This window comes from Butyrivibrio proteoclasticus, from assembly GCF_900115735.1.
Lineage (GTDB): Bacteria > Bacillota > Clostridia > Lachnospirales > Lachnospiraceae > Butyrivibrio > Butyrivibrio proteoclasticus_B.
This window is the reverse complement of sequence record NZ_FOXO01000032.1, coordinates 1-13,229: the sequence shown is the minus strand read 5'-3', so window position 1 is coordinate 13,229 and position 13,229 is coordinate 1. Positions and strand designations below refer to the sequence as shown.

Here is a 13,229-nt window from a genome sequence, read left to right as displayed (position 1 = left end):
TTGAAAACTGCGAAGGGTCAAACCCCTTCGCAGTTAAAATTTGGTATAAAACTTTCGCTTGCAGTCTCTCCAACCTGGATAAATCCGTTGGTAAGTCCCATGTTTTCTGCATACTTTATGAGGCTATGGTACTCACTTCCACTGACTTTCCTATCTATCTCAGGATAATCCTGTAATTCCCCATTTGGCGTAAACTGGTTCATAAGGCTTATATATATACTATCTCCATATTTTTCATAGAGATATTTTATTATCATTTTGGCCTGGATGACTTTGCCGGGCATCAGAAGATGTCTTACTATAACGCCTTTCTTCATTAAGTGCTGACCATGTTCATCGTCGCAAAACAGGCACTTTGGCTGCTGCCTCACCATCTCATCTATTGCTGCTTTGGCTGCCTCTACATACTCGGGAGCTCTACTATATTTAAGCGCATCTTCATTTTTGATGTACTTAAAATCAGGAAGGTAAATATCTATGAGTCCTTCTAAGCTCTTTAAAGTCTCTACATTTATGTATGATGCTGTATTTAGCAAAAATGGAATTTTAAGTTTTTGGTCTTTGGCACATTCGATAGCTCTTTTCACTGTAGGAATGAACATATCAGCAGTTACAAGATTGATATTGTTTGCACCTTTCTCCTGTAATTCAAAGAAGATATCCACAAGCCTTTGTGGAGAGATGTATTTACCTACTTCTCCGCGACTTATCTTCCTGTTCTGGCAGAAAACACATCCCATATTGCAGCCTGAGAAAAATACTGTCCCTGAGCCACTTGTGCCCGATATGCATGGCTCTTCCCACATATGAAGTGCAGCACGGCTCACGTGAAGCGTATCTTTCTCTCTGCAAAAGCCTTGGGTACTTGTTCTGTCTACCTGGCAGTTTCTGGGGCAAAGTGTGCAGGAGGTATATTCATTTATTTTTGATTCCATAATGATCTTTACTCACCTATTACCCATTACAACGAAACAACTGCACAATAGTCTTTCCATATTTCATTTATATAGTCTTTATCGAGATGCTCTCCGATTATAATGATGGCATTTCTGCTGCTGGTAACAGGCTCTATCTTTATCTCTTTTTCTGTTGCATTTATTTCAACCTGTGTGGAATCGGAGGTTTTAACAAAGCCTTTTATTCTTATGACTTTTCCTGCTCTTTCATCTGCAAGGAGCTTTCTTGCTGTTTCTTTTAAAAGCCCCTCTCCCATCTCCACATCAAAGTAAAACAGTGGCTGATAATGTGAATCATCTATCTGTTTTTTGGTATATGATGCGCGACGATATCCGGCATTTTCAATGGAGTCAAATTCATCTTGAGAGAAACTATCAAAGGATTTTGAATAAATGTCTTTTAACTCAAATCTGACACTACAGCCATATTCTTCCATTGTTGCATTTATAAAATCATGTATCTGACCGACATCTGTGGTTTCATCTACCTTGCTGAGAAGGAGCTTACCGGCCCACGCTATCTCTGACATGAACAGGTATTTTGATGTTCCTTCAAGAAGCAGTACTGATTCAGCGTCAACGATTGATATGACACTTCCAATCTCATACCATCTATCCAGAGGCTCATCATAGAGCACATCAAAAAACTCATCAGCATCATAAATCCCCGATGGCTCAATGATCACTCTGTCGTATCCGCTCATTCCCATGGAAATGAGTTTGGTCCTAAAGCGCCTTCTGTGAGCTTCTTTTCCGTCACCGCCAACAATCATCTCAAGGTTACAATTATCCCCTAAAAGATCCTGAAGAAGAACCATGTCAATGTTTACTGCACCATAATCATTCTCAATTATGCAGATTTTTTCGCCCTTTGACATAAGGTATTTTGCGTATTCTCTTATGAATGTTGTTTTACCCGATCCAAGAAATCCGGTTATCAGATCTATTTTTACCATAGCTTTATCAGTCCTTGTGGAGTACAAATGCCTTGTTACTTATTCCGTACATACATCAGCAAAGGTATATCTTACAACCTTCTCAATATCTTTTACCGCAACTTCCACCTGGTAGCCCACTTTTCCGGCTGAAAAGAATATTTCCTCATAGCTTGATGCGCTCTCGTGGATGACTGTAGGGAAGGCCTTTTTCATACCTATAGGTGAGCATCCACCATGAACATATCCCGTAAGCGGGAGCAGTTCTTTTTGCGGTATCATGGAAACTGACTTCTCTGATACTGCTTTCGCAGCTTTCTTAAGGTCCAGCTCCTCTTTTACCGGAATAACAAAAACATAGTACTGGCCTGTTTTTCCCTGGGTTACAAGTGTTTTAAAAACCTTGTCAGCATCTTCGCCAAGTATCCCAGCTATCTCTTCTCCGCTAAGCCTTGCATCAGGCTCATACATGTGACTTTTATAGGAAATCTTTTTTCCATCGAGAACTCTCATTACATTTGTTTTATCATCTTTGGCCATTAAATATCATCTCCAATTTCTCTTTCAATTAGATCCAGATCTATGCAGATTTCCAGATGCATCAATTCTAAGCTCCATATCTGCTCTTTTGCTGTGTTCAAGACAGATCCTCACATTCGCCATATCGCTAAAATCCACAAACTTTTCAGCTTTCTCTCTTGTATTGCCGCTGGCTGTTTTTCTGTCGATTAGCCTTTTGCGAAGCATCTTGGGTTCTGCTGTCATTGAAATAGTATAGTCCGCATACTCAGAAATGTCACGCCAGCCATCCTGATCCAAAAGCAGGTAATTGCCTTCAAGCAAGACAATATCAGCGTCTACGGCAATTGCATCCTCGACAGGATTGTGAAGCATTCTGTTGTACTCAGGCCACTTGCATACAGCATTTTCTTTTAATTCTATGATTTTGTTTTTTAGCGCTTCAAGATCAAAGGTTATTGGTGCTCCCTTTATGTCAACCATAGGTATCTCTTTTCCATTAACTACAGTCTTATGTGATATCAAATACTCCTGCCTTCTATGGAATCCATCCATTCCCACTGCCTGCACCTTTTTGGTTGGGATGATTTCTTTTGCCATGTGTTCCAAAAAGCTTACAAGTGTGCTCTTCCCTGCCCCGGGAGGCGCAGCAAGCATCACAAGAATGCGTCTTTTTTCTGAATCATGCAGGTCAGCCATATGCTTTAAAAGCGGCTTTACTATCTCTTCTATCGTCTCATCGCTGTATGCAGCATCAACATCTATTCCGTTAATGTTTACGTTATATTCCATGATAATTCCTCATCTATATATTAATATCTGAACTTTTTCTTTTCTAACATTTTTATTTTTACTATCATAATTAGTAAACAATAAACCGCCAAGTGCATACATATCAGCATCATCTCTCTTGGTTCAAAATAACTATTACTTCCCACAGATTTGAGCCCATCAGTGATAGGCGGGAGTATAAAGTTCAAAATACTAAATGCTGATGAACAATCAATAAGTCCCTCCTTAGAGACTGCAAGCATGGAAATCGCTATTGCTCCTATTATCGCATCCCTTCTCTTTCTAAAAATTCTTGGGTGAAAAAAATCTCCTGTCATCATACCCCCGAGTCCACACATGAAAATATGTCCCCCTCCACATGCAATATCTGCAAGTTCCATCTGCCTGTTAAATCTGCCATTATCCATCAAAAACAATATCGTAGGCACTAATGTCAGCACAAGTGTATAGCATAAATCCAATGTAATTAATAACAGTTCGCGCGAAAAGTAATAGCTATGAATGTCCAAACAATGCAGGAATAGCGTTTCTTCATATATATCATTCTCTCCACCATTCAAGTATATAGACAGAAACAGACATATAAAGTATATGAAAAGCGCAGACAGTAAAAAACTACTACATATACCATGCGGTGCTACAGAATATATTACTCCGAGAAAAATCAGAGTGACAACTGTAGGAATCGTTAATGTAGAGCTTTTCTTCAGCATTTTTAACCTTAATCTATATATTTCAATCAAGTTTCTCAATCCCAACAATTTCCCAACCCTCATCGTATAGTTTTAGCACCATTTCCTTTAACACTGCTTCCTTTACCGTAATTTCATACCTATCACCATTACTTTTCATGCCAAGCCAAGCTTGTAGCTTGGGGCATTTTCTAACATAGACCAAATATTGTAACTCTCCTGGGTTCTTTACTTCCATGAGTTTTCCTTTATCTATCGTATAGACCTTGTCAGACAACTCATTTATCAGCATCTTCTCATGACAAGCCATGAAGATCGTAACTCCCTTGTTCCTCAATTCATTCATTTTTGTTATAAACAGTTTCTGAGAGTCTGCATCCTGACCTGAAAGAGGTTCATCAAGAAAAATCACATCCCGCGGTGCAAGAATAGCCTGAATAACTCCTACTTTTTGAAGGCTTCCCTTTGATAGTTTGTTTAATCCTGTTTTGATCATGGATTCCAAGTAGAATTCACTGATCAGTTCATTCACTAGCGAAAAATCCACTCTTTCTATCCTGGCAATGCCTTGAAGATAATCAATCATTGATATTTCCATACCTGGAAACTTTTCAGGTACATAAGCGAATTTAAGTTTCTTTTGATACACTATTTTCCCAGAACTTAACGAAACAATGCTAGCTAATAGCTTAAGCATTGTACTTTTGCCACATCCATTATGTCCATATAATGCTATGGATTCTCCTTTGGCAAATTCATGTGAAATATTATTTATCACATACTTACCATCATATACCTTTGAGGCATTTTCAAGTGTAATTACTTTTTTGTTTAGACTCATAATTATTCTATGCCTTTAAATCATAATTATCTGGCTGCAACAAACATAAAAAATTTCAAACTCTCATTTTTGGAGCTACGTTCTCATGCTGTTATGTTTACCAATTCAAACTCTTCACAAATAACCTTTGCCTCTTCACTAAAAGGCATATTAATCGTTTCAAGTTCGCTCTCTAAGAATTCCTTATGAACCTCACGCCAGTATTCGAGACTCCTATCGCCTTCGCCCTCTTTATATGCGTGCTCTGCAGATACATCCTTAAAGGGACATATTGTAATCTTAGATGTGCGCACAATACAAACTGCATTATCCTTAGAATCGAGAATAATGCTATAATCTCCAGCCTTAGGAATTGGCTCATTTTCTGCAATACAAACGTCATAAGATGAACATGTTGCTGTTTTTGTCCCTTCACAAACAAGTGCTGCCAGTTTATCTGGCACATCAGTAAATGCCCACGCTTCATATTCTCCTGATAATCCTGATTGTTTCCATAATTGTTCTGCTGTCATTTTTAATCTCCTTACTTAAGCATACTTGCTAAACCGTCATTGCTCCCTAACAGTATCGCCTAAAAGAGTAATCGCCTTCTGCGGACATAAACTAATGCAACGATAACACATTGTGCATTGGCCTCCCGGTACGGCTTTCCCATTTTTTATCTCAATATTTCCCATTGGACATTCTCTGCTACACAATCCACATCCAATGCATTCATCGCTGATTTTTAGTTTATCGGTATATCCAATAGTTTTATGGTAAAACCAAAGTCGTTGTCCAAACAACCCCTTAACATGTGCAATAAATGATAGCCCTTCTTGGGGATAACTATCTTCTAAAATTTGTTCCGCAATTTGCTTTATTCGAGCATCGGCAGCTCTTACAATTGCCTTTTTTTCTTCAATACTCTTTTTTAACAGCTTGCTGTCGCAAACAGAGTCCGGCATTTTTATTTGTACTCCACCAATTATTACTGCCCCGTATTTTTTTAGTAATCTGGCAACGCATCCGGTTCCATCACCACTAAACAGCCCCATTGTATTAAGGCAGAATACTTTCTTATCTCGCCAAATATCACTATTCTTTTTTATAAAATCCCTCACCATCATCGGTGCATTTGAAAATTGTGTTGGATAACCTAAAATAATTGTATCCTCATTCTCCAATAAACCTGTTATCTGTGGATTCTCTAAGGGAATACACTGCGCCTCATGGTCGAGCAAATTCACCAGCATCTCCACGCAGTGCTTTGTATTTCCGGTTCCACTCAAATATATTCCAATCATTTTTATCCCTTCTTAACTCCTACAAATCATTCGAATCTATTTCTATTCATTAACACAATTTTGATAGTTGAAAGTACAATACAATTGCCACTAACGCGCCTACTATAATGGTAATAATCCCCTGTTCTCCACTGAGATATGGGACGTTTGCATTTGTACTAAGCGGCTGTAAATATGACTGGTCAACCAAGTTGTGAGTGGCATGTAATATGATTGCTGGAATAACACTTCCACTGGACTTTCTTGACCAGCAAAATATCATTGTCAAAATCATTACTTCTATAAAGAAGCTAATCAGTCCATATATTATATTCACACTTGCCTGATATTGTCCGCTAAGAATTATAGGCATGTGCCATACCGCCCATATGCTACCATTTATTAAAATAGCTTTTTTGGTTCCATATAAGCGAGCTAGTATTGGAAATGCATATCCTCTCCATCCCAGTTCTTCCCCTGCTGCAGTCACCATACTAAGGATTAGCATTGGAATAAATGCTATAAAAAGGACGCATATTCCCGGAATATCAAATGCGATTCCATTAGTAATTCTATGCGCCAATTCATCAACGCCTATTGTCGGGTCCTTCAGAATTGCCCATGAAATCATATAAGAAGGTATAAGGTAAGCATTTGGAATCAGTATGGCCAACAACAAATAGCGGGTTTTAACCTTCTTAATGCCAAGTGCCTGCTGTTTAGGATAAAAGACTCTGCTACATATGATTCCGACAATTCCCGGAATCCACATGAGTATCAAAATAGTAGCCCTACATCCTGTAATTATTGTGATTCCTTCTACCACTGCACTTATTAGTAAGGTAATCACATAAAAAACAACAATACTTTTCTTGTCATTATTTGTTTCTATCATTAAAAACCTCTTTTACAAAATCATTCACGTCATCTGACATCTCTTTTGCCTTTGTCCAATGCATATAATGCGAAGCATCATATGTTATGACAGATTGAATATCTGGATTCGTTATATAGGTTTCATATAGACTCTTGCTTGTCTTGCCATCATCACGTTGCTCTTTATCTGCATCATTAGTCGTAAAGAACAAAATAGGCATTGAATCAGGGTATTTCAAATCAAATGTTGCTTTTATTTTATTATCCAGATCATTATATTGCTCAATAACGTTTTTATTAGCTTCTATTCTGGCTGAAATAATTCTCTGCTCTTGCAGATTTTCTTCACTATACAGATTTGAACTATTATCTGATACAAACTGATTCTCATCCATCATTTGTAGAAGTCTTGTAAGTCCCGTTATTCTCATCAAATCCATAGCCATCGGCATATCCGCAGGGACTTCTTCTCCAAAATAGGATAACATAGCTGGCATTGTGCAATCTATGCCAACTACAGCCTCAACATATTCCGGATGCTTGTTTGCAAAATAAATACTATCAAGCCCATATACTGAGTGTGCCATAAAGATATAAGGACCTTCTACGCCTGAAGCATCCAATGCCTGTTTCAGTTCCTTACATTCATTTTCAATTGTTCTGGGCTTATCAGTAATATCGCTGTAACCATATCCAAATGGCTCATATGTAATAACTCGATTATTTTTTGCAAGCTCATCTGCCAAAGGCGCAAAATCATATATTGGAGAAGTAGTTCCAAGACCAGGAAGCAGCACAATTGTATGCTCCCCTTCTCCTTGAATTTGCATGCTAATTCTTTTTCCACCCACTTCAACAAAACTGAATTGAGATGGATGATTTTTTTCCTCATCAATACAAGTAACTCTGTGATATATAAAAAACAAAACGCAGATAAACAATATCACAGCAATTACAATGCCAATTACTTTTAATATTCTATTTATAATTTTTTTCACACTAATACTCCGTTATCAGTTTTTATCCAGCAGGCCAAAATTCCTCAATAAACACTATCTCACCTGCCTCATTTCCTGTAACACGTAACTCACCCGTACCATGCCACGAGTCTGTACTCATCCCCCACTCTCTTTCAGCAAAATCGCCGTAATAAGACTTTATATCCTCTGATAGAAAAGTCTTAAAATCAACAGTGTCATATGAAATATTGTTATCACTGACAGACATTATATATTTTATTTTTGCATCAGCTGCAAATATTACTTTTACCTGACCATCAATATCTTTGTACTCGTACTCCTTGTAATCCCCCTCCTCGTCCGGATTTGAATCTGTGCATACAAAAATGTTTCCTTTGCTATCTTTGCAAGATTCATCAAAACAAATCACCAAGGAATCCTCGTTCTTGGCTGCATCAACAGAATCATAACAGCTATCTACAAAGAATTTTTTACCATCCTGAACCTGAACACATTTAAAATCACCCCATTCATAGGCCAGATGATCGATCTTTGGCAATTTGTTTCCAACTTCAATGCTTGAAAACACGTCGTCTGTGATTACGATTGGTATACCAACGTACGCAAAGTCAAATGTACCTGTAAAGCTACCGTCTTCGTTTTCCTCAATAGTAAAAGTATCCCATTTAAAGTGGTAGTCACAATCAGGATCAATCTTTAGAAGACCGCCATCTAAAGTTGTAAACTTCTGAACATCATAGAGTTGATTTTCATTACCGGCGTTTCCGGCCCCTACATTTTCTTCAAATGTAACTTTCTCCGATTGAACAGTATTCTCTGCCACAGCTTGACCAGCTTCCGTTTCATTTGATATTTTTACCCCTTCAGCATTACTTTCTGATGCTGCACATCCAACTAGTGATAATAAAATGCAGCCCATAAGCAATAAATTTACTATTCTTTTCATTTCAACCTCCATAACTTATTTTCACGATTGATAATGTTAGCACCCAAATGTCAAATGTGTTTTTTTACACTTAATTGGTATTTCATTACACACGCTTTGTCGTTTGCTTTCAATAATTGGATTACTCAAAAAAAGACAATCCTCCGTGAAGATTGCCTCTGTAAACATATTTATATATTCTTGAACATAAAGTTCAAGAATGCATACTTTTTTACATTAATTCAAAATCATCCGCACTTTGAATGAATTATCGTTAGTTTCATATTGAATGAAACCTCCCGTTTCTTCCACGAAAGACAGCACACTCTGGGTTCCGATGCCATGCCCAACTTCATTGGAGAATGGATATCCCTTTTCATTTAAAGGTACTTTTGAAACACATGAATTCTCAATTTCTAAAAGCAGCTGCTCTTTATATACCGCTTTGATATGGATAAAACGTTTGTCTTCAGGTACATTTTTGCAGGCATTGATGGCATTCTCAAGCAAATTAGCCATTACAATTCCAAGGTGTAGATCATCCATAGAAATAGTTGCTGGAATACTAATATTAGTCTCCACCGATATATTATTCTTTTCTGCAACATTTACATAAAACATCAGTGCCACATTGATAGTGGTATTATCACAGTATCTTTTGATTGTCCCTGGCTCCTCAGCCAACTGCTCCGAAAGATATTTCTTTGCTTCGTCCACGTTCCCATCCTGAAGCAATGTCATTAAAAGCGCTTCAAAATGTCTCCTGTCATGTCGCAGTTTTCTATCCTGCTTCACAAATTCTTCTGCAAGCAGCAATCTCTCCTTCATTGTTTTTGCAGCCAGCTGATATAGCTGAGCATCAGCTTTTAGCTTGTACTCTTTTTCTTTTAAATCTGTGGCATCAACAAGCACATATATATCACCAACTACGCAATAATCGTTTTGTAAAACATTTTTCTCAATAACGTATATACGATTATCGAAAGTGTACTCATTATCACTAGTAATTGCCTCTGTCAGAGCCGATGGCAGATCTGCATTTGGCTCAATAATCTCAGGGAATATTTTCAATGCCAGCTTGTTGTAATACTTTACTTTGCCCTCAGTATCCACAGCAATTATTCCCTCTGTCAAACCATCTATAATATAGTCCTTTGCCATTTCTATGAGGCTAAGCAGATTACACCTTACTATTGCCACATAAAGAAATATAACAAGCACAATATTTCCTATAACAGATATATCAAACACCCGAGAAATTGGAAGTATATGGGTGATCTGAATAATGTAAAAAATACTAAGTGATAGTATTGCCAAAATCACAGTTCTAAAGCATTTCTTGGTAATTGGATTCTTCAATATCCTATAAGTGGAAAACAACATATAAAATCCAAAGATAATGTATAGCATTTGCATAAACATCAAAATATGATAAAAGATACCACAACCATGCTTTAGAACAAGTATGCCATTCTCATATACAGATTCAACCCAAGTGTAATAAAGACAATGCTTTCCTACTGTTAAGACCGAAATATAAATACTCGCATGCATAAAGAGCAGCACCTCTTTAGCGATTCGCGGAAAATTCACCTGGCACAATTCTATGGCAAACATAAAGAGTGTGTAGGCGATCCACACTCTCCCAGCATATGAAAACTTCACAGCCAAAACACGGGATTCTAGCGAAGTTGATTGAATTCCCAGCAAGTAGCCAATATTGTTTACAAGCATGGCCACACAGCAAAAGAACAAATACTGGTGCAGCTTTGACTTCATGTTCTTAAAAACTGTATAGCATTCCAAAAACAAAATAATGATACTGATGTAAAGAATTGAAACGACGTAGGTCTGCATTATTTTCCCTTTGTATTATTAAAGTCTATAATCCATATAAGCTGATGCTATTTCATCATAACGATTTCTAGAAACAGGAATAATCTCCTTGTTACGAAGTGCTATTTCATATTTCACCAATTTATCTATAGCTGCTATATTTACAACAATGGATTCATGGCATCGTAAAAACATGTCGGCAGAAAGTAACGCCTCGACATATTCTGCAAATCCGATTCGTAAGGTGGGGGTTGTAATTGTATCATTTGATAATAAATGGAATGTCACCTTGTGATTATTACAATCAACATACAAGATATCGCATATACGAATTGTAGCAAATCCGCCTTTGATTTTTACCGTAATCGATTGTTCATCCTCAGGTTCAATGTTAGAAATAGCCCTATTTAAAGATTGTTCCAGCTTATTCTTATCCACTGGCTTTAAAATATAATTAATAGGGCTCACATCATACGCCTCTAAAGCATAAGACTTTTCAGAAGTTGCAAAAATAATCTGGGCATTTTTTTGAGTCCAACGAACTTCTTTGGCTGCTTCTAAGCCAGTAAGCATGGGCATAACAATGTCTAAAATATAGATATTGGGATGAAAGGCCACACTCTCAGTTAGCATTAAATCTGGGTGCGTATACTTTCTCACATCTGCAACCAAATCATTTCTATTTATATAATCTTGAACAAACCCATATATTCTGTCGCAATCTACTATATCATCATCACAAACAGCTATACGCAACATTAGAAAAAGCCCCCTACTATTTATGTAAGCAAAATGGGAGCTGCCCGAATACAGACAGCTCTCAATAATAGTTATATATTATTCTCCTGATATAATCAATTCCCCTGCCATACCAAAAAGTTCATCTACAGTTAATGTTGTATCGAAGGTCGTAAGACAGTAGTGAACGCCATCCACATCAAATGAAAGATTTGTGATCATCTGAGTTTCTTCCTGATCTGAACCATAACTAATGAAGAAATGGTCATCATTTTCCATCCTGTCAATAAGTTCCTGTGATACCTGTCCTTCCATGCTAGGCGGAAGGAAAAGATATTCATCCAGGCTGTATTTTACAGCAACATCGCCGACCATTCTCGTTTCCATGGACGTGTCTTCATAGCTTATTAAGGTGCTTACCGGCTCGGCATTCAAGTAGATATCAGCCATTCCGTCTTTTGTATATATGACGTCAACGCCTGAAGCATCAGCAAGATCAGCTCCTTCCTCGTTATAATCTGACACATCAATTATTTCGGCGTTACTGAATGTAAAGCCGTTGCCGAACTTTTCAACCGTAAGGACATCCATGCTGATAGTCCTTTCAAGTTTTGCCATATCCTCATATGCTGTAATCTCACTGCCAATTCTGTTGTGGCTTTCAATGCTCGAAACAATGCTACTTCCTGCAAATGCAGTAGTTCCAATGAGCATTACACATGCTGCTGCAACAATACCTGCTGTCTTAAAGCTGAAACTTGTCTTCATAATCTTTCCTCCACTGTTCTGTTCTGAATACTGCTCGCTTATCACGCGAAACATTTTTTCTTTAGCTTGTCCTGAGAAACAGAGTTCATTCATGGAGTGGTTATAAATCTCTTTTATCTGATCATTCATATACTTCACCTTCCTTTAGTAAAAAACGAGAATCTTTAGATAATGAGTCCTTGAGCCTTTTCCTGCCTCTTGATAGATAATTGGCAACTACGGTTTCTCTTTTTCCTAGGATCTGGGCAATTTCTTTGATGGTATACCCTTCGTAATAAAAGAGGTGGATGCTTATCCTGTAATTTGCCGGAAGCTTTTTAAGCTCTTCTGTAAGAACGGACACCGGTTCCTCCGGTACAGCCCTTTCCGGTAACGCATCTAGTCCTATCGTATTTCTGAAGAAAGCACTCTTTCTCAAATCCTTGCACGCATTGATTGTAGTCCTGATCATCCAGGCTTTTTCATGCTCGCGACTATCAAATCTTTGGTGGGAGGACAGGTATTTCAGTATTACATTCTGGCAGATGTCCTCTGCATCATATGTATGGCGAAGGTAACTATAACTGATTCTAAGTATCATATCAGCGTATGTTTCCAGTATCCGCCTTGCTTCTTTTTCCTCCATGACAAAACTCCCTTTCTGTTTTTTAGAAGGCCTTCTAACTATAATACGATTCTAACCGCAGAAATATATCACCTGAAAAAAATTTTTTGAAAATGTAACCATGGCTTCATTACTTTTTGCGTAAAATAATAAGGGGCTGTCGCACTAAGTAATTAGTGCTCAGCTCCCTTTTTATGCCCAAAACACAAAAACCAGGCTTCGAAAAGCCTGGTTTTTGCTGTAAAATATATTTATGCTACTAAATAAAATCTTACAAGGAAATTATAGCCTTTCTTCCTTAAATCATCAAATAAAACTTCCGCTCGACATAGACCTATCAGTAGCAGATGACGATCCGGTACGCCTGGTAAGCGCATTCGTGGAGGAGATGGACCTTTCTGATCTTTATGCAACATATGAAAGAATCAGAAAAGGCCAGGCAACGCCCCGTCATATGATGAAGATAGCAGTCTATGCAGCAATGAACAGAATCTTCTCATCT

Annotated in this window: 15 protein-coding genes and 1 pseudogene; 1 reads left to right on the top strand and 15 read right to left on the bottom strand. The window is 37.7% G+C overall.

What is annotated here, in order from left to right:
• Positions 1–17 precede the first annotated feature (17 nt).
• The 15 genes from BM146_RS15625 to BM146_RS15555 all read right to left on the bottom strand — a co-directional run bounded on the left by BM146_RS15625 (position 18) and on the right by BM146_RS15555 (position 12,748).
• Entirely contained in the window at positions 18–935 is a 918-nt protein-coding gene (locus BM146_RS15625) for a radical SAM protein (protein ID WP_074891088.1), read from the bottom strand.
• Between the two features lie 26 nt (positions 936–961).
• Positions 962–1,912 (bottom strand): GTP-binding protein, encoded by a 951-nt coding sequence (locus tag BM146_RS15620; protein ID WP_074891086.1) that lies wholly within the window; start codon positions 1,910–1,912, stop codon positions 962–964.
• Between the two features lie 39 nt (positions 1,913–1,951).
• A complete protein-coding gene (gene ybaK, locus BM146_RS15615; protein ID WP_074891084.1) occupies positions 1,952–2,431 on the bottom strand; it encodes a Cys-tRNA(Pro) deacylase in 480 nt (159 codons plus the stop codon).
• Positions 2,432–2,455: 24 nt separating this feature from the next.
• Positions 2,456–3,202 carry a nucleoside/nucleotide kinase family protein gene (locus BM146_RS15610; protein WP_074891081.1) on the bottom strand — a complete coding sequence of 249 codons (747 nt, stop codon included), beginning with the start codon at positions 3,200–3,202 and terminating at the stop codon, positions 2,456–2,458.
• Positions 3,203–3,222: 20 nt separating this feature from the next.
• Positions 3,223–3,609, bottom strand: a complete 387-nt coding sequence (locus BM146_RS19220) for a hypothetical protein (RefSeq protein ID WP_143087511.1) — start codon at positions 3,607–3,609, stop codon at positions 3,223–3,225.
• 328 nt (positions 3,610–3,937) lie between these two features.
• Complete coding sequence (locus BM146_RS15600) at positions 3,938–4,735, bottom strand: ATP-binding cassette domain-containing protein (RefSeq protein ID WP_074891067.1); 798 nt, start codon at positions 4,733–4,735, stop codon at positions 3,938–3,940.
• Between the two features lie 83 nt (positions 4,736–4,818).
• Positions 4,819–5,247 carry an ASCH domain-containing protein gene (locus BM146_RS15595; RefSeq protein ID WP_074891065.1) on the bottom strand — a complete coding sequence of 143 codons (429 nt, stop codon included), beginning with the start codon at positions 5,245–5,247 and terminating at the stop codon, positions 4,819–4,821.
• A gap of 36 nt (positions 5,248–5,283) precedes the next feature.
• Positions 5,284–6,021, bottom strand: a complete 738-nt coding sequence (locus BM146_RS15590) for an EFR1 family ferrodoxin (protein WP_074891063.1) — start codon at positions 6,019–6,021, stop codon at positions 5,284–5,286.
• 49 nt (positions 6,022–6,070) lie between these two features.
• Complete coding sequence (locus BM146_RS15585) at positions 6,071–6,895, bottom strand: CPBP family intramembrane glutamic endopeptidase (RefSeq protein WP_074891060.1); 825 nt, start codon at positions 6,893–6,895, stop codon at positions 6,071–6,073.
• Positions 6,879–7,874 carry an alpha/beta hydrolase gene (locus tag BM146_RS15580; RefSeq protein WP_083413596.1) on the bottom strand — a complete coding sequence of 332 codons (996 nt, stop codon included), beginning with the start codon at positions 7,872–7,874 and terminating at the stop codon, positions 6,879–6,881. Before BM146_RS15580 ends, BM146_RS15585 begins: the two co-directional genes overlap by 17 nt.
• Positions 7,875–7,896: 22 nt before the next feature.
• Positions 7,897–8,802, bottom strand: coding sequence for a hypothetical protein (locus BM146_RS15575; protein WP_074891058.1), 906 nt, complete (start codon positions 8,800–8,802; stop codon positions 7,897–7,899).
• 216 nt (positions 8,803–9,018) lie between these two features.
• Entirely contained in the window at positions 9,019–10,638 is a 1,620-nt protein-coding gene (locus tag BM146_RS15570; protein WP_074891055.1) for a histidine kinase N-terminal 7TM domain-containing protein, read from the bottom strand.
• Positions 10,639–10,656: 18 nt separating this feature from the next.
• Positions 10,657–11,376 (bottom strand): LytR/AlgR family response regulator transcription factor, encoded by a 720-nt coding sequence (locus BM146_RS15565; RefSeq protein ID WP_074891052.1) that lies wholly within the window; start codon positions 11,374–11,376, stop codon positions 10,657–10,659.
• A 78-nt stretch (positions 11,377–11,454) separates the two neighbouring features.
• On the bottom strand, positions 11,455–12,252 hold the full coding sequence (locus tag BM146_RS15560) for a hypothetical protein (RefSeq protein WP_074891050.1): 798 nt from the start codon (positions 12,250–12,252) through the stop codon (positions 11,455–11,457).
• Positions 12,245–12,748 (bottom strand): RNA polymerase sigma factor, encoded by a 504-nt coding sequence (locus BM146_RS15555; protein ID WP_074891047.1) that lies wholly within the window; start codon positions 12,746–12,748, stop codon positions 12,245–12,247. The genes BM146_RS15560 and BM146_RS15555 overlap by 8 nt, the downstream gene beginning before the upstream one ends.
• Before the next feature lie 232 nt (positions 12,749–12,980).
• Here BM146_RS15555 and BM146_RS15550 point away from each other — a divergent pair.
• Positions 12,981–13,229: pseudogene (locus BM146_RS15550) on the top strand (IS5/IS1182 family transposase); the annotation flags it as partial.

Coding starts and splice junctions, on each gene's coding strand:
- BM146_RS15625 (WP_074891088.1), bottom strand. CDS start 935: ATGGAATCAAAAATAAATGAATATACCTCCTGCACACTTTGCCCCAGA.
- BM146_RS15620 (WP_074891086.1), bottom strand. CDS start 1,912: ATGGTAAAAATAGATCTGATAACCGGATTTCTTGGATCGGGTAAAACA.
- ybaK (WP_074891084.1), bottom strand. CDS start 2,431: ATGGCCAAAGATGATAAAACAAATGTAATGAGAGTTCTCGATGGAAAA.
- BM146_RS15610 (WP_074891081.1), bottom strand. CDS start 3,202: ATGGAATATAACGTAAACATTAACGGAATAGATGTTGATGCTGCATAC.
- BM146_RS19220 (WP_143087511.1), bottom strand. CDS start 3,609: ATGGATAATGGCAGATTTAACAGGCAGATGGAACTTGCAGATATTGCA.
- BM146_RS15600 (WP_074891067.1), bottom strand. CDS start 4,735: ATGAGTCTAAACAAAAAAGTAATTACACTTGAAAATGCCTCAAAGGTA.
- BM146_RS15595 (WP_074891065.1), bottom strand. CDS start 5,247: ATGACAGCAGAACAATTATGGAAACAATCAGGATTATCAGGAGAATAT.
- BM146_RS15590 (WP_074891063.1), bottom strand. CDS start 6,021: ATGATTGGAATATATTTGAGTGGAACCGGAAATACAAAGCACTGCGTG.
- BM146_RS15585 (WP_074891060.1), bottom strand. CDS start 6,895: ATGATAGAAACAAATAATGACAAGAAAAGTATTGTTGTTTTTTATGTG.
- BM146_RS15575 (WP_074891058.1), bottom strand. CDS start 8,802: ATGAAAAGAATAGTAAATTTATTGCTTATGGGCTGCATTTTATTATCA.
- BM146_RS15570 (WP_074891055.1), bottom strand. CDS start 10,638: ATGCAGACCTACGTCGTTTCAATTCTTTACATCAGTATCATTATTTTG.
- BM146_RS15565 (WP_074891052.1), bottom strand. CDS start 11,376: ATGTTGCGTATAGCTGTTTGTGATGATGATATAGTAGATTGCGACAGA.
- BM146_RS15560 (WP_074891050.1), bottom strand. CDS start 12,252: ATGAATGATCAGATAAAAGAGATTTATAACCACTCCATGAATGAACTC.
- BM146_RS15555 (WP_074891047.1), bottom strand. CDS start 12,748: ATGGAGGAAAAAGAAGCAAGGCGGATACTGGAAACATACGCTGATATG.